The sequence below is a fragment of the Dactylosporangium sp. NPDC049525 genome, from assembly GCF_040676755.1.
Lineage (GTDB): Bacteria > Actinomycetota > Actinomycetes > Mycobacteriales > Micromonosporaceae > Dactylosporangium.
In genome coordinates this window covers 139,468-164,360 of sequence record NZ_JBFAPO010000021.1, presented here as the reverse complement: position 1 = coordinate 164,360, position 24,893 = coordinate 139,468, and the positions used below count along the sequence as shown (strand labels likewise).

Genomic DNA, 24,893 nt, shown 5'->3' with positions numbered 1-24,893 from the left:
CGGCGGCCGGCCGCGAGGACCCCCGCCGAGTGGATCGTCATCGGCGGCCCGCCGGAGACGTACGACCGCAGCGCACCGCGGACCAACGTGTCGTCCATCGCTACTCCTCCATCGACGGCGTCGACTGCAACGGCTGCGTCGACGCTGGCGTGCCGAGCGCCCGGCGCAGCGCGTCCACACCCCGGGCCGTCTGGCTCTTGACCGTGCCCTCGGCCATGCCGAGCAGCTCGGCGACCTCGGCGATCGACATGTCCTCGAGGTGCCGGAGTACCACCGCGGCCCGCTGGCGGGCGGGCAGGCGTTGCAGCGCCCGGCCGAGCTCCTGGTCACCGCCCGGTTCGGCGGCGGTGGCGGCCGCGTCCGGCGGGTCGGCGACCAGGGTCTCCCGCCGCCGGTCCCGCCGGTGCGACAGGAAGGTGTTGACCAGGATCCGACGCGTATACGCGTCCAGCGACTCCGGCTGCGTGCGGCGCCAGTGCTGGTACAGCTTGACGAACGTCGCCTGCACCAGATCGTCGGCGGTGTGCCAGTCCCCGCACAGCGCGAACGCGAAGCGGCGCAACGGCACCGCCCGCGCGGCGAAGTACTCCGTGAAGTCGGCGTCGGTCCGGACCACCATCCACCTCCTGGGTCGACCCAGTTACTCCCGGCGGCCGGGAAAGGTTCAAGCGGGCCGGACTCAAAAATCGCGTGCCGGGCCGGTGCCGGCTCGGTTACGGTGCTGCGATGACCACGACCATGACGCATGCCCTCCTCGCGCGGGCGGCGATGCCGGCCGCGCGCCTGCGCACCCGGCGTCGCGCCCTGGTCCGCTAGGTCCTAGGTCCGACGCACGCCCGTCCCGCCGTGAGCGGGCGGGCCCGTCACCACCCGAGCCGCGCCAGGGCCCTCCGAGTCCATCTTCGGAAACGGACGGGCCGCGATGCCGCCTGTCCGTGTTTCGCCGCCGCACCGCGGCGGCAGACGGGACCACGGTCATGGCGCCATCCGCTCGCAGCCACCACAACACCCCAGCCCGAAGCCGCCGCGTGTACGGGCAGAACCTGCTCACCGCACCCGACGCCGTCCGGCGGCTCGTCGACGCCGCCGCCCTCGACCCCGGCGACGTCGTCGTCGAGGTCGGCGCGGGCCGCGGACACCTCACCGCCGCGCTCGCCCAGCGGTGCCGGCGGGTCATCGCCTACGAGGTCGACCCGGCGCTTGCCGCCGCGGTGCCCGCCCACGCCGGCGTCACCGTCCGGGTCGCGGACTTCCTCGCCGCGGCACCCCCGGCGGAGCCGTTCACGGTCGTCGGCAACATCCCGTACGCCCTCACGTCCGCCGTCGTCGACTGGTGCCTGCACGCACCCGGGCTGACCGCGGCGACGCTGCTCACCCAGCTCGAGTACGCGCGGAAACGCACCGGCGACTACGGCCGCTGGAGCCGGCTCACGATCGCCACCTGGCCGTGGTGGCAGTGGCGGCTCGCCGGGCGGGTACCGCGGCAGGCGTTCCGGCCGGTGCCCCGCGTCGACGGCGGCATCCTGCGGCTGACCCGCCGGCCGGTGCCGCTCGCCCCGGGCCGCGGCTACGAGGCGTTCGTGGACCTCGGGTTCAGCGGCGTCGGCGGGTCGTTGCACGCGTCACTGTGCCGCCGGTTCGACCCGCGGCGCGTCACCGCGGCGTTCCGGGCGATGCGGCTCGCCCCGGACACCCCGGTGGGGCTGGTCTGGCCGGAGCAGTGGCTGACCCTGTTCCGGCTGCTCCACGCCAGAGCCCGGTAGGAGATGGCTCCTACCCGTCAGAGCCCGGTAGGAGGTGAGCGGCGGCGAACCCGCCCGCGGCGGCGGCGAGGCCCAGCAGCAGGCTCGCCGCCACGTAGAGCACCGCCCTGCGGCCCCGGCCCTCCTCGACCAGGCGCAGCGTCTCCAGGCTGAACGTGCTGTACGTCGTCAGCGCACCGCAGAACCCGGTCCCCACCAGGGTCTTCACGGCGGCGGGCAGGGCGTCGTCGGCGCCGATCAGCACGCCCAGCAGCGCGCTGCCGAAGACGTTGACCGCCAGCGTCCCCAGCGGCGACCGGTCCCGCAGCACCCGGTCGGTGAGATACCTGGCCGGCGCGCCGACCGCCCCGCCGAGCAGCACCAGCAGCAGCGTCACACCGTCGGCCTCTCGTCAGCGGCGGCGCGGACGTCGCCGAGGGCCGGCCGCGGGGTCCGCACCGCGGGGCTCACCGTGCGACCCGGCGCCACCAGGCGCCGGGTCCCGAACACCCCGAGGGACACGGCCGCGAGGGCGGCGACCAGGGTGCCGGCGACATAGGCGGCCGCGGTCCACGCCGCGCCCCGGTCGGCGAGCACGACGGCGTCGACGGCATAGGTGGAGAACGTCGTGAACCCGCCCAGCACCCCGACCCCGAGCAGCGGCCGCAGCAACGGGTGCCGCCCCTCGACCAGGACCACGAGGACCCCGATGAGCAGGCACCCGAGCGCGTTCACGGCAAGGGTCGCCCACGGCACCCCGGCTCCCGCGTCGTGCGGCAGGAGCAGCGCCACCCCGTATCGGGCGGCGCTGCCCGCCGACCCGCCCACCGCGACAGCGGCGAGGACAACGCCCGGGCGGACGGGTTGATCAGGCACCGGCCAAGGGTAGCGGGTTCCCCCGATACCCCTGCCGGGACTTTCGTCAGCCGACCTCCGGCATCCTCGTGACGATGGTGAACCCACCGGCCGGCACCAGCGCCCGGATACGGCCGGCCGACGTCGTGTAATGCTCCAGCTCCTCGCCGGCGGGGTCGTTGACCGTCACCGTGGCGGTGCCCTCACCGGGGCCGGCGTTGGCCAGGTCGACGTCGCAGATCCGGGTGCTCGTCGCGACGCTGCGCAGCAGGGTCGCCTGCGCCCCGGTGCGCGGGTCCCGCAGCGTCAGGCAGCGCACCTCACCGTCCTTGCGGCAGTCGCTGGTGTCGGTGTTGCCGTCGGGTTCGGCGATCCGCGCGACCGCCGCCGCGTGCGGGTCCCCGTCCAGGGCGAGCATGGCGAGCAGGCCGTGGATCGTGGACTCCGCGCCCGCGTCACGGTGCACGACCCCCCGCGGGCCCAGCTGCTGCGGCGGCGCGTCGGGAATGTCGACGCCGTCGTAGGTGCGGCCGGTCGCCGGGTCGTACATCGGCGCTCCGGCCGGGTTGTTGCCGAAGAACCACGAACCGGCGATCCCCGCCAAGGTCGACAGCGCCGGCCGTCCCGTCACCCTCGCCGCGGTCAGCAGCGACTCGACCCGCGACTGGGCACCGTAGGACAGCTGCACCCCGTCGATCGTCAGCGCCTCCCGCGCGCCCGGCACCGCGACCCGCAAATTGTCCGGTCCGCCCTCGACCAGCAGGTGCGGGGTGAACGACGCGGCGTCGGCCAGCGCCGCGTCCCGGGCCGCCAGGTCACCGGCCACCTCGTAGACGCGGGCCAGCGCGGCCGGTGCCAGCCCGGCCCATGCGTGCCAGGCGCTGCGCGACAGGGCGCACGGCAGCACCGCGCCGAACGGCCACGTCCACGGCGTGCCCGTCCGCATGGCGGTCACGCCCTCGGCGAGTTGCTCGAGGAGCTTCCGCGCGTCGTCGTCGCCGCTGCATCCGGTGTACGCACACAGCCCCAGCAGGGCCTCGCCGGTCAGGTCGGCACCGTCACCGATCAGCCACGCGGGGGTGGCGGACTCCTCGACGACGCGCCACTGGCCGTACCGTGGCAGCACCTGCCGACGGATCGCGCTCATCGCGAGGCGCAGCCGGCGCCGCAGGAACGCGGCGAAGTCCGGATCGCCCTGAAACGCCGCGTAGCCCTCGCCGAGCGCCCACACGGTGCGGGCCAGCCACGCCGACTCGCCGCTGTCGGACGGGTCGGGGTTCTCCGCGGGGATGCCGCTGCGGTTGAGGGTGCCGTCCGGCTGCTGCCACAGCACCACGTTGCCGTGGGCGGGGTCGTCGGGGTCGTCGTCGTGCACGGTCTGCAGGTAGCACAGCCCGCGCAGCAGCTGCCGCGCCGCGAGCCGGCTCGTGTCCGCGCCCGTGGCTCGCCAGTGCCGCAGGTAGACCACCGCGGCCCGGGCGATGTCGTCGGCGTTGAACGCCCCCTGGGTGTAGTGACCGGTGTCAGGGTCGACGGGCCCGCCGCCGACCGGGAGGTAACTGCCGTCCGGGAGCCGCGCCGCATAGGTCCACACGACCTCGACCGAGGGCTCCTCCAGCAGCCGGAACGTGGTGTGCCCCGGCTGCGGCGGCGGGGTGACACGGACCCGCAACGAGTCCAGATGCGCAAGGTTCGTCAGCACGGCGCCCGACCTACCCGACAAATCCGCCCTTAAGCTCCCAATGTCAGGCGGGCCCGGCGGCTCGGCTCCAGCACCATCACCTTGTACGGGCAGACCCGGTCCGTGATCGCCGCATACGCGTCGATGGCGCGGCGGGCGGCGTCCCACGCCTGCTCCGCCGGGGTGACACCCTTGCCCTTGTTGCGGAACAACGCGCCGTAGAACGCCGAGCAGAACACGGTGCTCTCATGCCAGCCGACCAGGGCGGACGCGCCGATGTAGACGATCTCGCCGTGCAGGCAGTTGCGCAGCGCCCGCTGCCAGGCGCCGATGCCCGTCTTGCACCCGTCGGCGAGCACGGTGCTCGCGTTGAGGCCGTGCCCGCGGTCGCTGGAGTAGTCGCCGATCTCCTCCAGCGTGATGGCGGTCTTGCCGTCGGTGCTGCTGAACATGGGGGTCTCGCCGTGGTCGCCGTGCGCCATCACGTGCAGGACGTCACACTGCGCGGTGAACGCGGCCAGGACCGTGTCGAGGTCGCGGGAGCGCACGAAGTCGATGTCCACGATCGGCTCCGGCAGGCCGGCGTTGATGCTCTGCAACGTCGACTGCACGAACGCCATCGACGCGTCGAACGACTGGTCCAACCCGATGTCGAGCAGGCTCACCCGCCGGTTGCGCATCTCGCAGCCCCCTATCCGCCGAAACGCTGCGCTGATCCTTCCCGGCGGCGTCCCCAGGGTCAAACGGGTTGATCAGTCCGGCAGGAGCGGCTTCTCCCACACCGACACGTGCTGGGCGCTGTCGCTGGTGAACGGCTCCCGCTGCCAGCCGGACCAGCGGTGCTGCAGGTGCAGGCCGGCCATCTGCGCCATCAGGTCCAGCTCGGCCGGCCACACGTAGCGGAACGGGATGGAACGGAAGCCGCCGCGGCCGCCCGAGACCTCGACGTAGTTGGAGCTCATCGACTGGGTGGCGACGTCGTACAGGTCGTAGGCCCAGCGGGTCGCGCTCACGTGGAACGGCACCACGTCCTGCCCCGGCGGCAGCCGCCGCAGGTCCGGCATCATCACCTCGACGACGAACCGCCCGCCCGGCTGCAGGTGCGCCGCGACGTTGCGGAAACAGGCGACCTGCGCCGCCTGGGTCGTCAGGTTCATGATCGTGTTGAAGACCAGGTACGCCACCGAGAACGCCGCGTCGACCCGGGCCGTGGCGAAGTCGCCGATCGTGACGCCGATCGCGTCGCCGCCGGGCTTCTCCCGCAGCCGGGCCACCATCGCCCGGGACAGGTCGATGCCATGCACGGGCACGCCACGGGCGGCAAGCGGCAGCGCGATGCGCCCCGTGCCGATGCCCAGCTCCAGCGCCTTGCCCCCGTCGGCGAGCTCGACCAGCGTGTCGACGGCCGGCGTCACCACCGTGGGGTCCGCCATCTCCCTCGACGACTCGTCGTAGCGGGCGGCGACCCGCTCCCCGAAATAGCCGTCCTCATCGATCATCGCCGGACCCTATCGTGGCCGTCCGTTTTCGGTCCTTGCGGGGCGCGTTTCCGGTTCCTGCCACGTTCGGCGGGGCCGGCCGCACCGGTGTGGTGGACGCCGGGCGAGCGGGGCGTCGATAGGCTGCGGCGGTGACGTCCATCGCTCCCGGTCTCGCCCTCGACTTCGGTACGTCGCACACGGTGGCGGTCCTCGCGCGGAACGACGGCCGGGTCGAGCCGCTGCTGTTCGACGCCTCGCCGCTGCTGTCCTCCGCGGTGTTCGCCGGCGCCGACGGCAGGCTGCTGGTCGGCCGGGACGCGGACCGCTCCGCGAGAGCCGACCCCGCCAGGTACGAACCCAACCCGAAACGCCGCTTCGACGACGGCACCCTGCTGCTCGGCGACGTCGAGGTCGGCGTGGTCGACGCGTGCGCGGCCGTGCTCCGCCGGGTCCGCGAGGAGGCCGCCCGCACCCTCGGCGGGACCGCACCCGAGCGGACCGTGCTCACCTGCCCCGCCGGCTGGGGAGCGCACCGGCGTGGCCTGCTGTCCGCAGCCGCGGACGCGGCCGGCCTCACCGGCGTCGAACTGGTCAGCGAACCCGTCGCCGCGGCGGCCTACTTCACCACCGTCCTCGGCCACCAGGTGCGCCACGGCGACGCGATCGTCGTGTACGACTTCGGCGGCGGCACGTTCGACGTCAGCGTGGTCCGCCGCACCGGCGAGGACACCTGGGAGGTCGCCGCCGCCGACGGCCTCGACGACGTCGGGGGGATCGACCTCGACGCAGCCGTCGTCGACTGGGCGCAACGCACCGTCCAGCCCGACGACCCCGCGTGGCAGCGGCTGCGGGCACCGCAGAGCCCGGCCGACCGCCGCCACCGCCGCCACCTGTGGGACGACGCCCGGGCCGCGAAGGAGCAGCTGTCGCGCGGCACCACGGCGGACCTCGCGGTGCCGGTCCTCGACGTCGACGCGCATCTCACCCGCGACGAGTACGAGACGATCGCCCGGCCGTGGCTGGACCGCACCGTGCGCCTGACCCGCGACACGATCGCCGCCAGCAAGGTCCCCGCCGACCGGCTCACCGGCGTGTTCCTGGTCGGCGGCGCGAGCAGGACCCCGCTGGTGGCCACCATGCTGCACCGGGCGCTGCGGGTGGCACCGGTCGTGATCGAGCAGCCTGAGCTGGTGGTCGCGCACGGCGGCCTGGTCACCCTCGCCGGCCCACCGACCCCCGCCCCGCCACTCACCGCACCCTCGACCCCGCCGCCTGCCTCCCCGCTCACCTCCCCGCTCACCTCGCCACTGACCGCGCCCTTGACCCCGCCGCTTGCCTCGCCGCCTTCCTCGCCGGCGGATGCGCCGACGACTCGGACGCCGACTGCACCGTCGACCCCGCCGTCGACCTCGACGCCGACCTCGACTGCGCCGTCGACCTCGGCCGCGCCGTCGGCCCGGACGCCGACCCCGCCGCCTACCGCACCGCCAACCGCGCCGCCGGCCCGGGCGACCGCCGCACCGCCGGACTCGCCGGCCGCGGCGTCGGAGCCGACGGCCGCGTCTGGGTCGGCGCCTGGACCGTCGGAGCCGGCGGCGCCGGAGGCGTTCGGGGCGGGCGGGTTCGCGGACCTCCTCGAGACGTTCTTCAAACCCGGGCCGAGCGAGCCCCCGCGCCGCCCGGGCCGCAACCACGAGACCGACGTCGTGCTCACCAAGGCCCAGGCCCGCGACGGCGTCGTCGTGCTGAACATGAACTGGCCCACCCTCTGCGCCCCCTGCAAGGGCACCGGCGTCGCCGCCGGCGCGGCCCGCGGCGCCACCTGCGCCGCCTGCGGGGGCTCAGGGCTGACCGGCGAGCTGGGCAAGCGGTCCCTGAAGGTGCGCCTGCCGGCCGGGATCAGCGACGGCCAGCGCGTCAAACTGTCCGGCCGGGCACACCCGAGCCCCGATCCCGGCGGCCCGGGCGGCGACCTGTTCGTCCGCGTCCTCATCGACCCGCACGAACGCTTCGAACGCCGGGGCGACGACTTCCTGTACACCCTCGACGTCACCAAGGAACAGGCCCGCTCCGGCGCCGTCGTCACCGTCCCGACCACCACCGGCACGGTCGAGGTCCGCCTGCCGCAGAACATGCCCGACGGCCGGACGATGCGCATCCCCGGCCGCGGCGCCCGCCCCACCGGCGCCCTCCTCGTCACCATCCGGATCCGCTGACCGCCCCACCCCCAAACACCTGGCGCAGGTCCGGCCCCTGCCTCGACGCAGTGCACGAACGTGCCCGCCCGAGCCTCCGCGACGCCCCGCACCGGGCCCGCGATCTGATCCAGCGCGAGCCGCGCGTCGCGGACATTCCGCGCCCTACGCTCGTTGCCGGATGACGGCGGAGGCGCGGGCCTGGTGGCCCGCGCCTCCGGTGTGCTGCTGCCCTGGTCAGCGGCGGTCGAGGAGGACCTCGGCCGCGCCGCCGTCGACGCGCAGGGTGTAGCGGTCGGCGGCCTGCTGCCAGCCCGGCAGGGCGAGGACCGCGCCACCGGACAGGTTCTGCTTCGCGGAAGCGTCCAGGGTGGCCTTGCCGACGGTGCTGCCCGCGCCGAGGGTCAGCTGGGCCGGCGGGCCGGCGGGGGCGTGCACGAGCAGCTTGCCGACGCCGCCGACCCGGATCGGCAGCTCGCCCTCCGGTTTCGGCACGGTGACGTCGAGCTCCTGCACGCCGGCGACCACGTCGACGCCGGCGAGGCGGCCGGAGGCGAAGTCGACGACCTGCCGCAGGCCGCCGCCGGCGAGCTTGAGCTGCCAGCGGACGGTCGAGTTCAGGTACACGTGGATGGTGGCCTGGCCGGCGACCTCGGTGCCGTTGAGGCTGAGCCGGACCACGTCGCCGTCCACTGCGGCGGCCGGTTCGACCCGGCTGCCGGGCAGCGTCGAGGCGCGGTACAGGTAGCCGTCCATCGGCTCGCTGTGGATGATCACCGACTCGGCGCCGCTGACCACCTCGAGCGTGGCCGCCTGCCGCCCGTCGAGGGTGCCGGTGACGGTGTGCACCGGCTCCTTCTCGGCGGGTGCCTCCGGCTTGCCCGTCCGGGTGGTGGCGATGACGAGGCCTACGAGTACCAACGCCACCGCCGCCACACCGGTCAGCAGTCGGAGCAACGGGGACTTGATCATGGGCTGGTGCAGCTCAGCGTCGGAGCGGTCGCCGGGGCGGTGCCGGTTGCGTTGAACCCGAACGATGTCGTGGCACCGGCGGCCAGGACCCTGTTCCAGTCGACGTTGCTCACGGCGGCGTTCGGGGGTTGCCCGACCAGGGTGCCGTTCCACGGCGATCCTTCGAAGCCCTGCCCGTTCTGGTACTGCCACCGCACCGTCCACCCGTTGAGGCTGCCGGATCCGCTGTTGCGGACGGTGACCTCCGCCTGGAAGTGCCCGGCCCACGAGCTGGGGACGGTTCTCCAGGTCGCGGTGCACGCGGACGCGCCGCCGGACGGGGCCGGCGAGGAGGACGCGGACCGGGACGGGGAGCGCGACACGGACGCCGACGCCGACGGCGAGGTGGACCGCGACGGCGACGTGGACACCGGCGGTGACGCGGACGGTGACGTGGGCGTGCCGCCGATGCCGGTGACCTCGCCGTTGCCGCCGTCGAAGACGATGTCGGAGCAGCTGAAGAAGTTCTCCTGGCTGTCGGAGCGCACCCATTGGATGAACAGCATGTGCCGGCCGCTCTTGCCCGACGGCAGGGTGGTGTTGAACGAGTAGTAGTTCAGCGAGCCGGGCGGGCCGGACTGCGGCGGGTCGGTCGCGCTCCAGAACGGTTCGAGGTCACCCCAGGCGAGCGGGGTGGTGGGGCTCCAGCCGTTGCGGGTGATGTACAGGTGGAACGTGCCGGGGTGGGCGGCCCAGTTGCTGTAGCGCAGCTGGATCGTCGACCCGGCGGTCAGGTGGGTGAGCGGCCAGTCGGTGCGGGCGGCGTTGTACGCGGCGTACTTCGTCGTGCCCGCCCCGCAGATCTGGCCGTCGGGGATGTAGCCGGTGGTGCGGCCACCGGCGTCGGAGCGCAGCACGCCGAACCAGTCGTACAGCGGCTGCTGCCCGCCCTGCGCGACGGCGTCGGCGCAGGCGGGGTTGGTCGGGACGATCTGGCCGGTGGACCGCAGACCGTCCACATAGCACAGATAGGTGCGGCTGCCGGGGACCATCGCGACACCGTGGGCTTCCGCCGGGGCGGGCACCACGAGGACCGCGACGGCGCCGACGGCAATGGCCGCGACGACGCTCCATACAGGGCGCAATGTGCTCCTCCTCACATGAGGTGAGCGCAGTGTTCCCACGGGTTTCGCGCATTGGCAAGCATCGACGTCACCGGTACGGCGGGACAAGCCAGGGACCGTGAAAGTTCCACGTCATGCCGCTCCGGCCGCCCGGGCCGCGGCGACCGCGTCGGCCGGGGCGCCGTCGAACGGCGCGCCGTGTCCGGGCAGCACGAGGGTCGCGTCGAGGCCGGCGAGGGCGTCCAGGGAGCGCAGCGCCGCGGCGGAGTCGGCGGTGAACGCCCGGCACACGATCCGCGGGCCGCGCCGGCCGATGATCGAGTCGTCGGTGACGAGTGCGTCGCCGGTGCACAGCACCCCGTGTTCCGGGAAGTGGAACGCGACGCTGCCGGCGGTGTGCCCGGGGACGGCCACGGCGGTGGGGCGGCCCGGGACGCTCAGCGTCCCGTTTGCGGTGATGGGGACGGGTGCCGGCACCGGCGGGGTGCGCCAGAACGCGCCGTGCGTGGCCAGGTGCAGCGGCGCGCGCAGCGCGGCCGGGCGGCGCAGCGCATAGGGCAGCAGCGACCGCTCCGCCTTCCAGCGGCCGTTGGCGGCGACGGGCCGGGCGAGCATCGCCGCGTCGCCGGCGTGGACGTGCACGGCGGCACCGACCTCGCGGTGCAGGCGCCCGGCGAGGCCGATGTGGTCGATGTGGGCGTGGGTGAGCAGGACCGCGCGGATGTCGGCGATCCTCGGCCCGAGCAGCGCGGTGAGCTGCTTGTAGTGCGCCGGCAGGCCGGCGTCGACGAGCGTCAGCCCGTCCTTGCCGTCGATCAGGCCTTCGAGCAGGAAGAAGTTGACGGCGTCGTCGCCCAGGCGGTGCACACCGGTCGCGATCTCGGGCATGGTCCCTCCAAGTTTCAGTACAGTCGACTGTATCGAAAGACGGGGGAGAATGGCACCCGTGACCGGCAGGACCTACGACACAGCGGGGCGGCGCGCCGCGGCCGCGGGCAACCGCCGCGCCGTGCTGGACGCGGGGCTTGAGCTCGTGCTGCGCGACGGCTATCAGGCGACCACCATCCGGGCCGTCGCCGAGCGCGCGGGGGTGTCGCCGGAGCTGATCTACAAGACCTTCCGGAACAAGCAGGGGCTCATGAAGGCGGTGTACGACCGCAGCATCGCCGGCGACGACCTGCAGGTGCCGCTCGGCGCGCGGCCCGAGGTCGCGGCGATCCTGGCACTGCGCGATCCGCGGGAGAAGCTGCTGGCGTATGCCGCGTTCGTCGCCGGGATCATGCACCGGCTGGGCGGCCTGCTCGCGGTGCTGACCGAGGCGGACCCGGAGATCGCCGAGCTGCGGGCGACCACCGATGCGGAGCGGCTCACCGGGGTCGGCGCGTTCGTGGCGCACCTGGCCGAGCAGGGCATCCTGCGTGCGGGGCTGCCGGTGCAACGGGCGGCCGACGCGTGCTGGGCGTTGACCTCGCCGCAGGTGTACGCCCAGCTGACCGGCGCCCGCGGCTGGCCGCAGGACGTCTACGTCGCCTGGCTGGCCGGCGTGCTCGGGAGCAGCCTGTTGGAGGGGTAGCGCTGGTCGTACACCGGCGGAAACGACTATCCGGCCAGCGACAGCCGGGCCGTGGTGCCCGCTCCACTTGAGCTGAGCGTCACGTTGCCGCCGTGTGCGGACGCGGCCTGCCGGGCGATGTGCAGGCCCAGGCCGACGCCGGGCACGGCCTGCTGGCGGGCGTGCCGGCCGCGGTAGAAGCGCTGGAAGACGTAGGGCAGCTCGTCGGCGGGCACGCCCACGCCGGTGTCGGCGACCTCGACGGTCGGCACCGGGCCCGCCACGACGGACACGGTGACGTCGCCGCCGGGCGGGGTGAACAGCACCGCGTTGCGCACCAGCTGCTGGACCGCGTGGGTCAACTGGGTCACGTCGGCCCGCACCACGACCTGGACCGGCGCGGGCACCACCGTCAGCGCCACCGCGCGCTGCTCGGCGAGGGTGCGGCAGGCCCGCCAGGCGGCCTCGACGACCATCGCCAGGTCGACCTGGGTGCGGTGCAGTTCACTCGGCGCGTGCGCCGGCCGGGTGCCGGTGAGCAGGTGGTCGACCATGCGGATGAGCCGCTCGCCGTTGCGCTGGATCGGTTCCACGAGCCGGGTGTACGCGGTGAGCTGCTCCTCCTCGGCCAGGAGTTCCAGGTAGCCCTGGATCGCGGCGACCGGGGTGCGCAGCTCGTGCGAGACGGTCGCGATGAGGTCCTCCTCGCGCTGGGTGGCGCGGGCCAGCTCGTCGCCGAGCTCGGTGAGCAGGATCCGGTTGCGCAGCAGGGAGAGGTGGCCCACGGCCTGCGCGGCGAGGGTGTCCAGGGCCTCGCGCTGGCGCGGGCCGAGGTCGCCGGGGCGGTCGTCGATGACGCACAGGGCGCCGAGGGCGTGGCCGTCCTCGTCGATGAGCGGGGAGCCGGCGTAGAAGCGGATGTGCGGTTCGCCGGTGACGTTGCGGTACGAGTGGAAGTGCGGGTCGGTGCGGGCATCGGGCACGACGAGCTGCCGCCGGTCGGTGACGGTGCGCGCGCAGAAGGAGACGTCCAGCGGGGTCTCGGCGTCGCCGAGGCCGGTGTTGCCGGCGAACCACTGCCGGTCCCGGTCGACGAGGGAGACCGCCGCCATGGGGGCGTCGAAGATCGAGCTCGCCAGCCGGGTCAGCTCGTCTAGGGCTGAGGGGCGGGGGCCGTCGAGGACGCCGTAACTGTGCAGCGCGGCGAGGCGGGCGTCCTCGTCGTGAGCATGTGTCGTCATCTCGTCCCCCCGGCTCGGCTGTGCTCCATCAGGTTGGGGATACCCAGGTGCCTGCCGCGATCACGGTCGGTTGCCGTGTGGTAGCGGACGGCCGGAAGTGTCGGTGGGTGTGCTTAGGGTGTGGTTCTCGTCTCTTTGGAAATTCACTTGTACGAGTGAGTGCTCGCTCATTAAGGTGGCCTTCGTGAACCAGCAGCCCGTGCAGACCCGCCGCCGGCGCGTGCCCGCGCTGTCGCCGGACGAGCGGCGGGCGGCGATCATCGCCGCGACCATCCCGTTGTTGTGCACGCACGGCGCGGCGGTCACCACGAAGCAGATCGCCGAGGCCGCGGGTGTCGCCGAGGGCACCATCTTCGGCGTCTTCCCCGACAAGGCTTCGCTGATCCTCGCCGCCCTCGGCACCGCCTTCGACCAGGAGTCGGTGCAGCGCCAGCTGAGCGCCATCGACCCGCAGGCACCCCTGCGGGAGCGCATGCGTGACGCCGCGGCGATCCTGATGCGCCGCTTCGAAGCCAATGCCCAGCTGATGATGGTCGCCCGCACGCTGCCGATGGAGGTCGGCAGGCGGCAGGTCGAGCAGCTGATGGAGGGCCGGCGACGGCTGACCGAGACGGTCGCGGCCATCATCGAGCCGGACCGGGCGCTGCTGCGGCGCAGCCCCGGCAGCACCGCCGGCCTGCTCGTGCTGCTTTCCATCGCGTCGGTCCGGGCCGAGCTGGCCGAGCCCGAAGTCCTCGACGCCGACGGCGTGGTCGCCGTCCTGCTCGACGGCCTGCTGGTCCACCCGACCGACACCACCGGGGGAGACGCCTGACGATGCTCATCCAACTGCTCAAAACCTACCTAGGGCCCTACAAACGGCCGATCGCGCTGGTGGTGCTGCTGCAACTGGTGCAGACCCTCGCGACGCTGTATCTGCCGACCCTCAACGCCGACATCATCGACGGCGGCGTCATCACCGGCGACACCGGCTACATCATGCGCATCGGCGGCTGGATGCTCGCCGTCACGGCCGTGCAGATCGTGTGCTCCGCCGCCGCGGTCTACTTCGGCGCCCGCACCGCGATGGCGCTCGGCCGTGACGTGCGCGCGGGCATCTTCGACAAGGTGCAGGAGCTCTCGGCGCGGGAGGTCGGGCAGTTCGGCGCGCCGTCGCTGATCACCCGCACCACCAACGACATCCAGCAGGTCCAGATGCTGGTGCTGATGACCTTCACGCTGATGGTGTCCGCGCCGATCATGTGCGTCGGCGGCATCATCCTCGCGCTGGTGCAGGACGTGCCGCTCTCGGCGCTGCTGCTGGTCGTCGTGCCGATCCTGATCGGCGTCATCTCCCTCATCGTGGTGCGGATGCGGCCGCTGTTCCGCACCATGCAGGTGCGTATCGACCTCGTCAACCGCGTCATCCGCGAGCAGATCACCGGCATCCGGGTCATCCGCGCCTTCGTCCGCGACGAGCACGAGCGGGTCCGCTTCGCCAAGACCAACGGCGACCTGCGCGACGTGTCCCTCGCCGTCGGCCGGCTGATGTCGCTGATGTTCCCGACGGTGATGCTGGTCGTCAACGCCTCCAGCATTCTCGTGCTCTGGTTCGGCGCGCACCGCATCGACAGCGGCGGCATGCAGGTCGGGGCGCTGACCGCGTTCCTGAGCTACCTCATGCAGATCCTGATGTCGGTCATGATGGCGACGTTCATGTTCGTCATGATCCCCCGGGCCGAGGTGTGCGCCGAGCGCATCCAGGAGGTCCTCACCACCAAGTCCAGCGTCGTGCCGCCGGCGAAGGCGGTCACGACCCTCCCCCGCCGCGGCGACCTGGAGCTGCGCGGCGTCGAGTTCCGCTATCCGGGCGCGGAGTCGCCCGTCATCAGCGGCATCGACCTCACCGCCCGCCCCGGCGAGACGACCGCGATCATCGGCAGCACCGGCGCCGGCAAGACCACCCTGCTCAACCTGGTCCCCCGGCTGATGGACGCGACCGGCGGCGCCATCCTGGTCGACGGCGTCGACGTGCGGGACATCGACCCGGCGCTGCTGGCGGCGACGGTGAGCATGGTGCCGCAGAAGCCCTACCTGTTCTCCGGCACCGTCGCGTCCAACCTGCGCTACGGCCGGCCCGACGCGACCGACGCCGAGCTGTGGCGGGCCCTGGAGGTCGCGCAGGCCGCCGACTTCGTGCGGGCCATGCCCGAGGCCCTCGACGCGCCGATCGCGCAGGGCGGCACCAACGTCTCCGGCGGGCAGCGGCAGCGCCTGGCGATCGCCCGGACGCTCGTCGCCCGGCCGGAGGTCTTCCTCTTCGACGACTCGTTCTCCGCCCTGGACTATGCGACCGACGCCGCGCTGCGCGACGCGCTGCGCACCGAGATCGGCGACGCGACGGTCGTCATCGTCGCGCAGCGGGTCAGCACGATCCGCGACGCGCAGACCATCGTCGTGCTCGACGAGGGCCGCGTGGTCGGCACCGGCACCCACACCGAGCTGATGGACGACAACGCGACCTACCGCGAGATCGTCCTGTCCCAGCTGACCGAGCAGGAGGCAGCGGCATGACGGGTCCTGGACGTCCCGGCGGGCCCGGCGGCGGATCGCGGCCCTCGCCGCCCGCGTTCGGCCCCGGCCGGATGATGATGGGAGCCGGCGGGCCGCCGGTGAAGCTCGAGGACTTCAAGGGGTCCTCCAAGCGGCTGCTGCGGATGCTCGCCCCTGACCGGCTGCTGATCGCCGCGGTGCTGGTGTTCGGCATCGGCAGCGTCGTGCTGTCCGTCATCGGGCCGCGGCTGCTCGGCAAGGCCACCGACGTCATCTTCGAGGGCATCGTCGGCCGGGACCTGCCGGCCGGCATCACCAAGGCCGAGGCGGTCGCCGCGGCCCGGTCACGTGGCCAGGACCGCTACGCCGACATGCTCGCCGCGATGGACCACGTCGTGCCCGGCCGCGGCATCGACTTCGCCCGGCTCGAGCGGGTCCTGCTGTGGGTCGCCGTCATCTACCTCGGCGCCTGGATTCTCGGCCTGCTCCAGGCCCGCCTCACGACGGTCGTCGTGCAGCGCACCGTGTACCGGCTCCGCGAGCAGGTCTCGGCCAAGCTGTCCCGGCTGCCGCTGAGCTACTTCGACCAGCAGCCCCGCGGCGAGGTGCTCAGCCGCGCCACCAACGACACCGACAACATCGCGATGACCCTGCAGCAGTCGCTGAGCATGCTGCTCACGTCGCTGCTGACCATCATCGGTGTCCTCGGCATGATGTTCTGGATCTCGCCGCTGCTCGCGACCATCGCCCTGGTCACGGTGCCGGTGTCGGTGCTGGTCACGATGCGCATCGGCAAGCGGTCCCAGCCACAGTTCGTGAAGCAGTGGGCCAGCACCGGCAAGCTCAACGGCCACATCGAGGAGATGTTCACCGGGCACGCCGTGGTGAAGATCTTCGGCCGGCAGGCCGAGGCGGCGAAGACGTTCGAGGAGCACAACGAGGCGCTGTACACCGCGGCGTTCCGGGCCCAGTTCATCTCCGGGCTCATCCAGCCGGCGATGATGTTCATCGGCAACCTCAACTACGTCCTCGTCGCCGTGGTCGGCGGGCTGCGGGTCGCGTCGGGGTCGCTGTCCCTCGGTGACGTGCAGGCGTTCATCCAGTACTCCCGCCAGTTCAGCCAGCCCCTGACCCAGGTCGCGAGCATGGCCAACCTGGTGCAGTCCGGGGTCGCCTCCGCGGAGCGGGTGTTCCAGCTCCTCGACGCGGCCGAGCAGTCTCCGGACCCGGCCAAGCCGTCCCGGCCCACCCAGGTGCGGGGCAAGGTCACGTTCGAGGGCGTGTCGTTCCGGTACAAGCCGGACGAGCCCCTCATCGAGGACCTCACCCTCACCGTCGAGCCCGGCCAGACGGTCGCGATCGTCGGCCCCACCGGCGCCGGCAAGACCACCCTCGTCAACCTCGTCATGCGCTTCTACGACCTGACCGCCGGGCGCATCCTCCTCGACGACGTCGACATCGCCACGATGACCCGCGACGACCTGCGCGAACAGATCGGCATGGTCCTGCAGGACACGTGGCTCTTCCAGGGCACCATCGCGGAGAACCTCGCCTACGGCGCCGACCACCCGACCCAGGACAAGATCGTCGCCGCGGCCGAGACGGCCCACGCCGACCGGTTCGTCCGCACCCTCCCCGACGGCTACGACACCGTCATCGACGAGGAGGGCGCCGGCGTCTCGGCGGGCGAGAAGCAGCTCATCACGATCGCCCGGGCCTTCCTCGCCGAGCCGACGATCCTCATCCTCGACGAGGCGACCAGCTCCGTCGACACCCGCACCGAGGTCCTCATCCAGCGCGCGATGAGCACCCTGCGCGCGGGCCGGACGAGCTTCGTCATCGCCCACCGCCTGTCCACCATCCGCGACGCCGACCTGATCCTCGTCATGGAGCACGGCACGATCGTCGAGCAGGGCACCCACGAGTCACTGCTCGCCTCGGCCGGCGCCTACGCGAGGCTGTACTCCGCCCAGTTCGCCGCCGCGGCCGTCGAGGTCGACTGACCCACCCGCGATCCACCCCCAGTTCGAGCTCACCCTGGGGGTGGATCGCCCGTGTGTCCGGGCGGTCGGATTCTGCCGGTGCGCTCGTTGCCGACGTTGCGGCCCGCAGGCATGGGCGGCACATGAAGGCACTGTGTGATCTCCCCGGACTTTGCAGGTCCGCGGCTTGCGCACTTCACGCTCGGCGCGCGACCCGGTGTTGGCGTCCGCGGGCGGTTCGTCCCGGCCGGCGTTCGGTGGTCGCGTGTTTGACGTGTAGAAGTGCGAGCGCGGTGCCGTCGAGGTTGACGTGGGAGTGTCCAGCCAGCTTCGCCGCCAGCAGCACCGAGTGCAGCGAGGGTTGACGGGCGGCGAGGGCCTCGATGCCCTCGTGGAGATATCGGTATGGACCACCTTCATGCCGGGTTCTGCGTCTTCTTGTTGCAACACAAGACCTTCGGCGTGTCGCTGTCGGCCGACAGGCGCGTGCACAAGCGCGTAGCGGCGAACGTGCCCTGAGTGAATCCGAACGGTGAGGCTCGGCGGTCCAGCCGCTTCGCTGCGCGCAGCTCGGCTCAGCCCGCCAAGCCGCATGGTGAACCCCCTCTTGTGTCAAATACGGTGGCGGCCGGGGTGGCCTGCCCGTGAGGATCGACCCGTGATCGACCGGATTCAGCGCCTGACGCTCGACGAGCTCCCTGACTGCCTCGCTCTGGCCCAGGACCGCGAGTGGCTGCCCGAGGAGCACAAGTGGCGTCTGCTGTTCGACGTCGGTGCCGTGTACGGCCTTCGCAACGATGCCGGCGACCTGGTCGGCACCGCGATCCTCACCCGGTACGGCGCCCAGCTCGCGGCGATCAGCATGGTGCTCGTCGCGGCCCGCTACGGCGGCCGGGGTCTCGGTCGACAGCTGATGCAACATGCGCTGGCCGAAGCGGGAGACGCGACGGTGTTCCTCAACGCGACCGAGCACGGCCGCCCGCTCTACGAGAAGCTCGGCTTCATCTCGGTCGGCACGACCTACACGCATGTGGGTCGGTTTGAGCCGTCGGCGGATCCAGCCGGGTCGCGACCGGCGGTTCCGGGCGACCTCCCCGCAATCCTCAAGCTCGACGCAGAGGTCAACGGTGCCGACCGCAGCCACCTTGTGGAGCGGCTGCCGAGCTTCGCCGAGCAGCTACGCGTTGTCGAGCGGGGAGAGGTGGTCAGCGGATACGCCGGCGCGTGGCGAAACATCGACAACGTCCTCATCGGTCCCGTCCTCGCAGAGACCGTCAACGACGCGAAGACGTTGATCGCCGATCTCGCCGCGACGATCAGCGGACAGGTGCGACTCGACCTCGACGACCGGCATCCGCAGCTGCGCGAATGGGCGACGCAGCATGCAGTCCCGGTACGGAACTCCACCACCGTGATGGTGCACGGCGCCCGACCGTTACCAGGTGATCGCGGCCGCTGGTTCATCCCGGTGATGCAGGCGCTCGGCTGAACACGAGTTCGCACCAGGCGCCCTTCGGCACGTCGTGGATGCCGCGATGCCCACAGCGCCGACGGCCTGTTCAGTCGTGGCCATGAACGATGTCAACGAATCCGGCCTGTTCGACCACCTATCCGCAGCGTTGACTACGGAGGAGCCGACGCCATATCACCACCAAACGGCGCTGTCCTCACCGTCCACGCCCGCGACCAGGCCCTGGACAACCCGGCGATGCCGGGCTTCTCCACCCGCCGGGTCGACACCCCCAGCAGATACGCCGTCGCGACCACGCTGATCAGGGCCTGATCAGCGCGACGGCGGTGCTGCAGCAACCAGTCCGGGAAGGAGGAGCCCTGCCGCAACTTCGGGATCGCCGGTTCCACCGTGCCCGCGCGGATGTCCCCGTCACGAATGTCCTGCGTGCGGTGCCCGGATACGTGAGCGGAGATCGGCGGAAAAACTTCTTCGGGGGAGCTGTCGATCGGCGGCTGCGCCGTTCGACCTTGGGGTGAGAGGGTCGAGGGGCGACCCCGAAAAGGCAAGGAGCAACGACGATGACGAAGTACATGCTGATCATGCGCGGCACCGATGAGTCCATGGCGAAGATGATGGAGACGCCGTTCGAGGAGATGCTCGAGACGATGGGTCGCTTCAACGAGGAGCTGATCCGCGCCGGCGTGCTCGTCGCCGCCGAGGGCCTCGACGACCCGTCGGCCGGGGTGGTGGTGCACTTCGACGGCGAGACGCCGGTGGTCACCGACGGGCCGTACGGGGAGACGAAGGAGCTGTTCGGCGGCTTCTACCTGCTCGACGTGGCGACCAAGGAAGAGGCCGTCGAGTGGGCCAAGCGGCTCCCGGCGGGCGCGGGCTCGAAGTGTGAGATCCGGCGGGTGCCGAGCATCGAGGAGTTCCCGCAGGACAACGAGTGGATCGTCAAGGAGCGGGCGTGGCGCGAGCGGACCGGCCAGCTCTGATGTCGACCGGCACCGGCGGGCCGCCCAGCGGCGGCCCGCCCGCGGGCCCGGAAACCGGCGCAGCAGCCGTCCCGGAGACCGGCGTAGCAGCCGTCCCGGAGACCGGCGCGGAGGCCGGCCCGGACACCGGCGCGGAGGCCGGTCTGGACGCGCCGCCGATCAGCGAGCCGGCGCGGCGGGCGGTGGAGGCGGTCTGGCGGATCGAGTCGGCGCGGATCGTGGGGGCGCTCGCCCGGTACACCGGCGACTTCGAGCTGGCCGAGGACGTCGCGCAGGAAGCGCTCGCCGAGGCCCTCGTGAGCTGGTCCAGGGACGGCGCGCCGGACAACCCGGTGGGGTGGCTGCTGGCAACCGCTCGGCGGCGGGCCATCGACAGCTTCCGGCGCAGGTCGGCGCGCGACGACCGGTACGCCAGCCTCGCCGGGCAACTCACCGAGGGTGAGGCTGCCACGGGCGCGGTGACACCGGCGGGGCGCGCGGATGACCTGCCGTGGGACCCGGACCGCATCGACGACGACATCCTCGCCCTCATGTTCGTGGCGTGCCACCCGGTGCTGGCGCCCGAGGCCAGGGTCGCCCTGACGCTGCGCACCGTCGGCGGGCTGACCAGCGAGGAGATCGCCCGGGCGTTCCTGGTGCCGGTGCCGACCGTGCAGGCGCGGATCACCCGGGCGAAGAAGACGATCGCCGCGGCGAAGGTGCCGTTCGAGCTGCCGCCGGCGGGGGAGCGGCGGGAGCGGCTCGGCGGGGTGCTCAGCGTGCTCTACGTGATCTTCACGGAGGGTTCGACCGCGACGGCCGGCGACAACCTGCTGCGGCCCGACCTCGCGTACGAGGCGATCCGCCTGGCCCGGATGCTGGCCGCGGTGCTGCCCGGCGAGCCGGAGGTGTACGGGCTGCAGGCCCTGTTCGAGCTCACGGCGGCCCGTTTCCCGGCGCGTACGGGGCCCGACGGGGAGGCGGTGCTCCTGGAGGACCAGGACCGGCGGCTGTGGGACCGCTCGGCGATCCGACGGGGGATCGCCGCGCTCGGCACGGCGTCGGACCTCGGGCGGGGTCTCGGCCCGTACGGGCTGCAGGCCGGCATCGCCGCCTGCCACGCGACGGCGGCGTCGGTGGGGGAGACCGACTGGGATCACGTCGTGCTGCTGTACGAGGCGCTCGGGCGGATCGCGCCCTCGCCCGTCGTCGAACTCAACCGGGCCGTCGCCGTCGCCATGGCGAGCGGGCCGCAGCGGGCGCTGTCGATCGTGGACGAGCTCGTGGCCACCGACCGGCTGCCAGGGTCGCACCTGCTGCCCGGCGTCCGCGGTGAGCTGCTCATCCGGCTCGGCCGCACCGCCGAGGCCCGCAAAGAGCTGGAACTGGCCGCCCGGCTGTGCCACAACGCCCGGGAACGCGCGGTGCTGCTGCGCAAAGCGGCCGCGCTGCCGTGACGGCCGCGCGGCCGCTAGGGCAGCGCTGCCCTAGCGGCCGCGCGATCGGCATCGTCACAGCGGTCGCCGGGAATACCCTTGCCAGGTGGCCATTCCCGGTCGGCGGCGCGGCGTTCGTCACGCTGCGGCCGGTGCCCGCTCAGTCCTACGGTCGGGCGTATGAAGATCGTATTGACTGGTGGGACCGGGTACATCGGGTCCGTGGTGCTGCAGCAGCTCGTCGCCGCCGGGCACGCCGTCACGGCGCTGGTGCGCAGCGACGAGGCCGCGGCGAAGGTCCGCAAGGCGGGGGCCGAGCCGGCCGTCGGCGACCTGTACGACATCGCCTGGACGGCCAGGCTGTTCTCGGCCGCCGACGGTGTGGTGCACGCCGCGGCCCCCGGCGACGGGACCAGCGAGCAGTTCGACCGCGCGGTCGTGGCGGCGGCGGTGGAGGCACTGTCCGGGACCGGCAAGCCGTATGTGCACACCAGCGGGATCTGGGTGTACGGCGACAACGCCGACATCACCGAGGACGCGCCGTTCGCGCCGCCGGCGTTGACCGCGTGGCGGCAGGCGGTCGAGCGGTCGGTGCTCGACGCGGACCTGGTGGCCACGATCGTGACGCCCGGGATCGTCTACGGCCACGGCGGCGGCATCCCTGCCGGGGTCCTCGCACCGGGGCGGGACGAGCAGGGCCGGGTCCGGCTCGTCGGCGACGGCAGCCAGCACTGGACCACCATCCACGTCGAGGACGTGGCCGCCCTGTACGTCACCGTGGTCGAGCGGCGGGAGCGCCTCGGCTACGTGGTCGCCGCGTCCGGGGTGAACCCGACGGTCCGCGAGGTCGCCGAGGCCGCGGCCGGCGGCGCCGGAGTGGCGCCGGAGAGCGTCGCGGCGTCCCGGGAGCGTTTCGGTGCCCCGTTCGCCGACGCGCTGCTGCTGGACCAGCAGGCCACCGGCGCGAAGGCGCGCTCGCTCGGCTGGGCGCCGACCCGGGCGACCCTGGTGGAAGAGCTGCGCGCCGGCTGAACGCTCAAGCGACACAGAACTCGTTGCCCTCCGGGTCGAGCATGATGATGTTGCCGAGCTGGTCGTCGTAGGACACCTCGCGCACGAGCGTGGCACCCGCGGCGACCAGCTCAGCGGCCCGCGACCGGATCAGCCGGGCCCGCTCGGCCAGGTCCCACGGCGGTTCGCCGGCCACCCGGATGTCGATGTGCATCTTGTTCTTGGCGGTCTTTCCCTCCGGTACGCGCAGGAAGCCGATCGCCGGGCCGGAGCCGTCCGGGTCGACGATCGAGGCGCCGTCCGGTTCGTCGTAGCCCGGCTCGGCCACGTAGCCGAGCGCGGCCGCCCAGAACGCGGCGAGCGCGTGCGGCTCGTGCGCGTCGCAGCCGAGGGTCCAGTGGGTCGCCATACCGGCACCGTAGCTAACGACGACAGCTAACGACGGCGGCGGCGGGGTGGCACGCCGAACAGCGGCATGCGCCGCAGCGGCAGGTCGATGACCGTCTGGCCGGCCAGGGTCAGCAGGCGGCGCATGCTGAGGCGGATCAGGGCGTGCGCGGTGTAGAACAGCCAGCCGGCCAGCGGCAGCTCGATCAGCAGCGCGGTGCCGAGGCTGACCCAGCGGTCCGGGCCCGCCGCGGTCATGATGTCGAACCACGCGTCACTGGCCAGGAGGGTGGCGCTGACGATCGCGGTCAGCACGACGATCTGGCGGCGGCGCACCGCCGCCCACGCGGTGAGGGCGAGGGCGGCGGCGAGGACCAGGTCGAAGCCCACCCAGGTGGCCCGCCAGTGCCCGGCGAGGTACCGCGGCGGCAGCGTCCACGCCAGGGCCGCCACCCACGGGATCATGAGCAGGCTGGCGGTGGCGACCACGACGACGAACCGGCGTCGGGCGCGCTCGGCGTCGGCCCCCGACGGGATCGGCGGCGGCGCCAGGCGGGTGAGGCGCCGGGCTAGGTCGGCCCGCTCGGATGGGGACATCCGAGCGAGCTCGTCGTCGGTGAACGGCACTCAGCGGCCGCGTTGCGCCCGGTAGCGGGCGACCAGGGCCGCGGTCGAGGAGTCCAGCGCGGACAGGTCTGCGCCGGCGCCGGTGAGGGCGGGTTCGATCCGCTTGGCGAGGACCTTGCCCAGTTCGACGCCCCACTGGTCGAACGAGTCGATGTCCCAGATGGCACCCTGGACGAAGACTTTGTGCTCGTACAGGGCGATGAGCTGCCCCAGCACCCCCGGGGTGAGCTGGTCGGCGAGGATCGTGGTGGTCGGCCGGTCACCGCGGAACGTGCGGTGCGGGACCTCCTCGGCGGCCACACCCTCCGCCGCGACCTCCTCGGACGTCTTGCCGAAGGCGAGCGCCTGGCCCTGCGCGAACAGGTTGGCCATCAGCAGGTCGTGCTGGTCGGCGAAGCGGCCGAGGCCGGGCGCCGGTTGCGTGAAGCCGATGAGGTCCGCCGGGATGAGCATCGTGCCCTGGTGGATCAGTTGGTAGTAGGCGTGCTGGCCGTTGGTGCCGGGGGTGCCCCACACGACCGGGCCCGTCTGCCACTCGACCGGGTGACCGTCGTGGTCGACGGACTTGCCGTTGGACTCCATGTCCAGCTGCTGCAGGTACGCGGTGAACCGGGACAGGTAGTGGCTGTAGGGCAGCACGGCGTGGGTCTGCGCGTCGTGGAAGTTGCGGTACCAGATGCCGAGCAGCCCCAGCAGCAGCGGCGCGTTGCGCTCCGGCGGGGCGGTGCGGAAGTGCTCGTCCATCGCGTGGAACCCGTCGAGCATCTGCCGGAAGCCGTCCGGGCCCAGCGCGATCATCAGCGACAGGCCGATCGCGCTGTCGTAGGAATACCGGCCGCCGACCCAGTCCCAGAACTCGAACATGTTGGTCGTGTCGATGCCGAACTTCGCGACCTCACCCGCGTTGGTCGACACGGCGACGAAGTGCTTCGCGACCGCGGCGTCGTCGCCGAACGCGTCGAGGATCCACTGCCGGGCGGCGGTCGCGTTGGTGATCGTCTCGATCGTGGTGAACGTCTTCGACGACACGATGAACAGGGTCTTGGCCGGGTCCGCGGCGCGGACCGCCTCGTAGAGGTCGGCACCGTCGACGTTGGAGACGAAGTGCATCTCCAGGTTGCGGTCGGTGTACGCGCGCAGCGCCTCATACGCCATCGCGGGGCCCAGGTCGGAGCCGCCGATGCCGATGTTGACGATCGTGGTGATCCGCTCGCCGGTGAACCCGGTCCACTCGCCGGAGCGGATCCGCTCGGCGAAGGCCGCCATCCGGTCCAGCACGGCGTGCACCTTCGGCACCACGTTCTCGCCGTCGACCTCGACGACCGCGTCGCGGGGCGCGCGCAGCGCGGTGTGCAGCACCGCCCGGTGCTCGGTGAAGTTGATCCGGTCGCCGTGGAACATGGCGTCGCGCAGCTGCGCGACCCCGCGCGCCGCCGCCAGGTCACGCAGCAGGCCGAGGGTCTCGTCGGTGACCAGGTGCTTGCCGTAGTCGAGGTACAGGTCGCCGACCTGCAGGGAGTACTTCTCGCCGCGCTGTGGGTCGTCGGCGAACAGGTCCCGCAGGTGCACCTCACCCAGCTCGGCGCGGTGTTTCGCCAGCGCAGCCCATTCGGGCAGTTGGTTGAGTCGGCCGTGAGACATCAAGCACTCCTTCAGCGAGGTCACA

General features: G+C 72.5%; 23 protein-coding genes and 2 pseudogenes. 10 read left to right on the top strand and 15 right to left on the bottom strand.

Annotated features, from left to right (window positions below):
* Positions 1-100: 100 nt before the first annotated feature.
* Positions 101-619 carry a SigE family RNA polymerase sigma factor gene (locus tag AB0K00_RS28255; protein ID WP_363525818.1) on the bottom strand — a complete coding sequence of 173 codons (519 nt, stop codon included), beginning with the start codon at positions 617-619 and terminating at the stop codon, positions 101-103.
* Positions 620-977: 358 nt separating this feature from the next.
* Between AB0K00_RS28255 and erm the strand changes: the two genes are divergently transcribed.
* The gene (erm, locus tag AB0K00_RS28250) at positions 978-1,763 is read left to right on the top strand and encodes an ErmE/ErmH/ErmO/ErmR family 23S rRNA (adenine(2058)-N(6))-methyltransferase (protein WP_363525816.1); all 786 of its coding nucleotides are present in this window, start codon (positions 978-980) and stop codon (positions 1,761-1,763) included.
* Positions 1,764-1,773: 10 nt separating this feature from the next.
* Here the strand turns inward: erm and crcB are convergent, their stop codons facing one another.
* The 5 genes from crcB to AB0K00_RS28225 all read right to left on the bottom strand — a co-directional run bounded on the left by crcB (position 1,774) and on the right by AB0K00_RS28225 (position 5,777).
* Positions 1,774-2,139, bottom strand: coding sequence for a fluoride efflux transporter CrcB (gene crcB, locus AB0K00_RS28245; RefSeq protein WP_363525814.1), 366 nt, complete (start codon positions 2,137-2,139; stop codon positions 1,774-1,776).
* Positions 2,136-2,618, bottom strand: a complete 483-nt coding sequence (locus AB0K00_RS28240; RefSeq protein WP_363525811.1) for a CrcB family protein — start codon at positions 2,616-2,618, stop codon at positions 2,136-2,138. The genes crcB and AB0K00_RS28240 overlap by 4 nt, the downstream gene beginning before the upstream one ends.
* 46 nt (positions 2,619-2,664) lie before the next feature.
* Positions 2,665-4,299 carry a hypothetical protein gene (locus AB0K00_RS28235; protein ID WP_363525808.1) on the bottom strand — a complete coding sequence of 545 codons (1,635 nt, stop codon included), beginning with the start codon at positions 4,297-4,299 and terminating at the stop codon, positions 2,665-2,667.
* A gap of 29 nt (positions 4,300-4,328) precedes the next feature.
* The gene (locus AB0K00_RS28230; protein WP_363525806.1) at positions 4,329-4,958 is read right to left on the bottom strand and encodes a hypothetical protein; all 630 of its coding nucleotides are present in this window, start codon (positions 4,956-4,958) and stop codon (positions 4,329-4,331) included.
* A gap of 72 nt (positions 4,959-5,030) precedes the next feature.
* Positions 5,031-5,777 carry a class I SAM-dependent methyltransferase gene (locus tag AB0K00_RS28225; RefSeq protein WP_363525803.1) on the bottom strand — a complete coding sequence of 249 codons (747 nt, stop codon included), beginning with the start codon at positions 5,775-5,777 and terminating at the stop codon, positions 5,031-5,033.
* 131 nt (positions 5,778-5,908) lie between these two features.
* Here AB0K00_RS28225 and AB0K00_RS28220 point away from each other — a divergent pair, with 131 nt between their 5' ends.
* A complete protein-coding gene (locus AB0K00_RS28220) occupies positions 5,909-7,975 on the top strand; it encodes an Hsp70 family protein (protein ID WP_363525800.1) in 2,067 nt (688 codons plus the stop codon).
* Positions 7,976-8,191: 216 nt separating this feature from the next.
* Here the strand turns inward: AB0K00_RS28220 and AB0K00_RS28215 are convergent, their stop codons facing one another.
* The 3 genes from AB0K00_RS28215 to AB0K00_RS28205 all read right to left on the bottom strand — a co-directional run bounded on the left by AB0K00_RS28215 (position 8,192) and on the right by AB0K00_RS28205 (position 10,917).
* Positions 8,192-8,911 carry a hypothetical protein gene (locus AB0K00_RS28215; protein ID WP_363525797.1) on the bottom strand — a complete coding sequence of 240 codons (720 nt, stop codon included), beginning with the start codon at positions 8,909-8,911 and terminating at the stop codon, positions 8,192-8,194.
* A gap of 11 nt (positions 8,912-8,922) precedes the next feature.
* Positions 8,923-10,050 (bottom strand): lytic polysaccharide monooxygenase, encoded by a 1,128-nt coding sequence (locus AB0K00_RS28210; RefSeq protein WP_363525794.1) that lies wholly within the window; start codon positions 10,048-10,050, stop codon positions 8,923-8,925.
* Positions 10,051-10,161: 111 nt separating this feature from the next.
* The gene (locus AB0K00_RS28205; RefSeq protein ID WP_363525791.1) at positions 10,162-10,917 is read right to left on the bottom strand and encodes an MBL fold metallo-hydrolase; all 756 of its coding nucleotides are present in this window, start codon (positions 10,915-10,917) and stop codon (positions 10,162-10,164) included.
* A 58-nt stretch (positions 10,918-10,975) separates the two neighbouring features.
* Between AB0K00_RS28205 and AB0K00_RS28200 the strand changes: the two genes are divergently transcribed.
* Positions 10,976-11,602 (top strand): helix-turn-helix domain-containing protein, encoded by a 627-nt coding sequence (locus AB0K00_RS28200; protein WP_363525789.1) that lies wholly within the window; start codon positions 10,976-10,978, stop codon positions 11,600-11,602.
* A gap of 26 nt (positions 11,603-11,628) precedes the next feature.
* Here the strand turns inward: AB0K00_RS28200 and AB0K00_RS28195 are convergent, their stop codons facing one another.
* Positions 11,629-12,822: a GAF domain-containing sensor histidine kinase gene (locus tag AB0K00_RS28195; RefSeq protein ID WP_363525786.1), complete on the bottom strand. Its 1,194-nt coding sequence runs from the start codon at positions 12,820-12,822 to the stop codon at positions 11,629-11,631.
* 184 nt (positions 12,823-13,006) lie between these two features.
* Here AB0K00_RS28195 and AB0K00_RS28190 point away from each other — a divergent pair, with 184 nt between their 5' ends.
* The 3 genes from AB0K00_RS28190 to AB0K00_RS28180 all read left to right on the top strand — a co-directional run bounded on the left by AB0K00_RS28190 (position 13,007) and on the right by AB0K00_RS28180 (position 17,357).
* A complete protein-coding gene (locus tag AB0K00_RS28190; RefSeq protein ID WP_363525783.1) occupies positions 13,007-13,636 on the top strand; it encodes a helix-turn-helix domain-containing protein in 630 nt (209 codons plus the stop codon).
* Positions 13,637-13,638: 2 nt separating this feature from the next.
* A complete protein-coding gene (locus AB0K00_RS28185) occupies positions 13,639-15,375 on the top strand; it encodes an ABC transporter ATP-binding protein (protein WP_363525780.1) in 1,737 nt (578 codons plus the stop codon).
* A gap of 71 nt (positions 15,376-15,446) precedes the next feature.
* Positions 15,447-17,357, top strand: a complete 1,911-nt coding sequence (locus AB0K00_RS28180; protein ID WP_363525835.1) for an ABC transporter ATP-binding protein — start codon at positions 15,447-15,449, stop codon at positions 17,355-17,357.
* Between the two features lie 265 nt (positions 17,358-17,622).
* Here AB0K00_RS28180 and AB0K00_RS28175 read toward each other — a convergent pair.
* A pseudogene (locus AB0K00_RS28175) lies at positions 17,623-17,742 on the bottom strand (IS5/IS1182 family transposase); the annotation flags it as partial.
* 252 nt (positions 17,743-17,994) lie between these two features.
* Here AB0K00_RS28175 and AB0K00_RS28170 point away from each other — a divergent pair.
* On the top strand, positions 17,995-18,825 hold the full coding sequence (locus AB0K00_RS28170; protein WP_363525778.1) for a GNAT family N-acetyltransferase: 831 nt from the start codon (positions 17,995-17,997) through the stop codon (positions 18,823-18,825).
* Between the two features lie 200 nt (positions 18,826-19,025).
* Here the strand turns inward: AB0K00_RS28170 and AB0K00_RS28165 are convergent.
* Positions 19,026-19,247 (bottom strand): annotated as a pseudogene (locus tag AB0K00_RS28165) (transposase); the annotation flags it as partial.
* Positions 19,248-19,367: 120 nt separating this feature from the next.
* On the opposite strand from AB0K00_RS28165, the gene AB0K00_RS28160 reads away from it, so the two are divergent.
* The 3 genes from AB0K00_RS28160 to AB0K00_RS28150 all read left to right on the top strand — a co-directional run bounded on the left by AB0K00_RS28160 (position 19,368) and on the right by AB0K00_RS28150 (position 22,234).
* Positions 19,368-19,787 (top strand): YciI family protein, encoded by a 420-nt coding sequence (locus tag AB0K00_RS28160; protein ID WP_363525775.1) that lies wholly within the window; start codon positions 19,368-19,370, stop codon positions 19,785-19,787.
* A gap of 158 nt (positions 19,788-19,945) precedes the next feature.
* Positions 19,946-21,223, top strand: a complete 1,278-nt coding sequence (locus AB0K00_RS28155; protein WP_363525832.1) for an RNA polymerase sigma factor — start codon at positions 19,946-19,948, stop codon at positions 21,221-21,223.
* Between the two features lie 159 nt (positions 21,224-21,382).
* A complete protein-coding gene (locus AB0K00_RS28150) occupies positions 21,383-22,234 on the top strand; it encodes an NAD-dependent epimerase/dehydratase family protein (RefSeq protein WP_363525772.1) in 852 nt (283 codons plus the stop codon).
* A 4-nt stretch (positions 22,235-22,238) separates the two neighbouring features.
* Here the strand turns inward: AB0K00_RS28150 and AB0K00_RS28145 are convergent, their stop codons facing one another.
* Genes AB0K00_RS28145 through pgi form a run of 3 tightly spaced genes read right to left on the bottom strand, consistent with a single transcriptional unit; the run spans position 22,239 to position 24,868 of the window.
* On the bottom strand, positions 22,239-22,622 hold the full coding sequence (locus tag AB0K00_RS28145) for a VOC family protein (protein WP_363525769.1): 384 nt from the start codon (positions 22,620-22,622) through the stop codon (positions 22,239-22,241).
* 26 nt (positions 22,623-22,648) lie between these two features.
* Positions 22,649-23,197: a hypothetical protein gene (locus AB0K00_RS28140; protein ID WP_363525766.1), complete on the bottom strand. Its 549-nt coding sequence runs from the start codon at positions 23,195-23,197 to the stop codon at positions 22,649-22,651.
* 30 nt (positions 23,198-23,227) lie between these two features.
* A complete protein-coding gene (pgi, locus tag AB0K00_RS28135; RefSeq protein ID WP_363525763.1) occupies positions 23,228-24,868 on the bottom strand; it encodes a glucose-6-phosphate isomerase in 1,641 nt (546 codons plus the stop codon).
* Positions 24,869-24,893: the final 25 nt, after the last annotated feature.

Bases quoted from the DNA above. Each gene is read 5' to 3' on its own strand.
- AB0K00_RS28255 (WP_363525818.1), bottom strand. From the start codon at position 619: ATGGTGGTCCGGACCGACGCCGACTTCACGGAGTACTTCGCCGCGCGG.
- erm (WP_363525816.1), top strand. From the start codon at position 978: ATGGCGCCATCCGCTCGCAGCCACCACAACACCCCAGCCCGAAGCCGC.
- AB0K00_RS28230 (WP_363525806.1), bottom strand. From the start codon at position 4,958: ATGCGCAACCGGCGGGTGAGCCTGCTCGACATCGGGTTGGACCAGTCG.
- AB0K00_RS28225 (WP_363525803.1), bottom strand. From the start codon at position 5,777: ATGATCGATGAGGACGGCTATTTCGGGGAGCGGGTCGCCGCCCGCTAC.
- AB0K00_RS28205 (WP_363525791.1), bottom strand. From the start codon at position 10,917: ATGCCCGAGATCGCGACCGGTGTGCACCGCCTGGGCGACGACGCCGTC.
- AB0K00_RS28195 (WP_363525786.1), bottom strand. From the start codon at position 12,822: ATGACGACACATGCTCACGACGAGGACGCCCGCCTCGCCGCGCTGCAC.
- AB0K00_RS28185 (WP_363525780.1), top strand. From the start codon at position 13,639: ATGCTCATCCAACTGCTCAAAACCTACCTAGGGCCCTACAAACGGCCG.
- AB0K00_RS28180 (WP_363525835.1), top strand. From the start codon at position 15,447: ATGATGATGGGAGCCGGCGGGCCGCCGGTGAAGCTCGAGGACTTCAAG.
- AB0K00_RS28160 (WP_363525775.1), top strand. From the start codon at position 19,368: ATGACGAAGTACATGCTGATCATGCGCGGCACCGATGAGTCCATGGCG.
- AB0K00_RS28150 (WP_363525772.1), top strand. From the start codon at position 21,383: ATGAAGATCGTATTGACTGGTGGGACCGGGTACATCGGGTCCGTGGTG.
- AB0K00_RS28145 (WP_363525769.1), bottom strand. From the start codon at position 22,622: ATGGCGACCCACTGGACCCTCGGCTGCGACGCGCACGAGCCGCACGCG.
- AB0K00_RS28140 (WP_363525766.1), bottom strand. From the start codon at position 23,197: ATGTCCCCATCCGAGCGGGCCGACCTAGCCCGGCGCCTCACCCGCCTG.
- pgi (WP_363525763.1), bottom strand. From the start codon at position 24,868: ATGTCTCACGGCCGACTCAACCAACTGCCCGAATGGGCTGCGCTGGCG.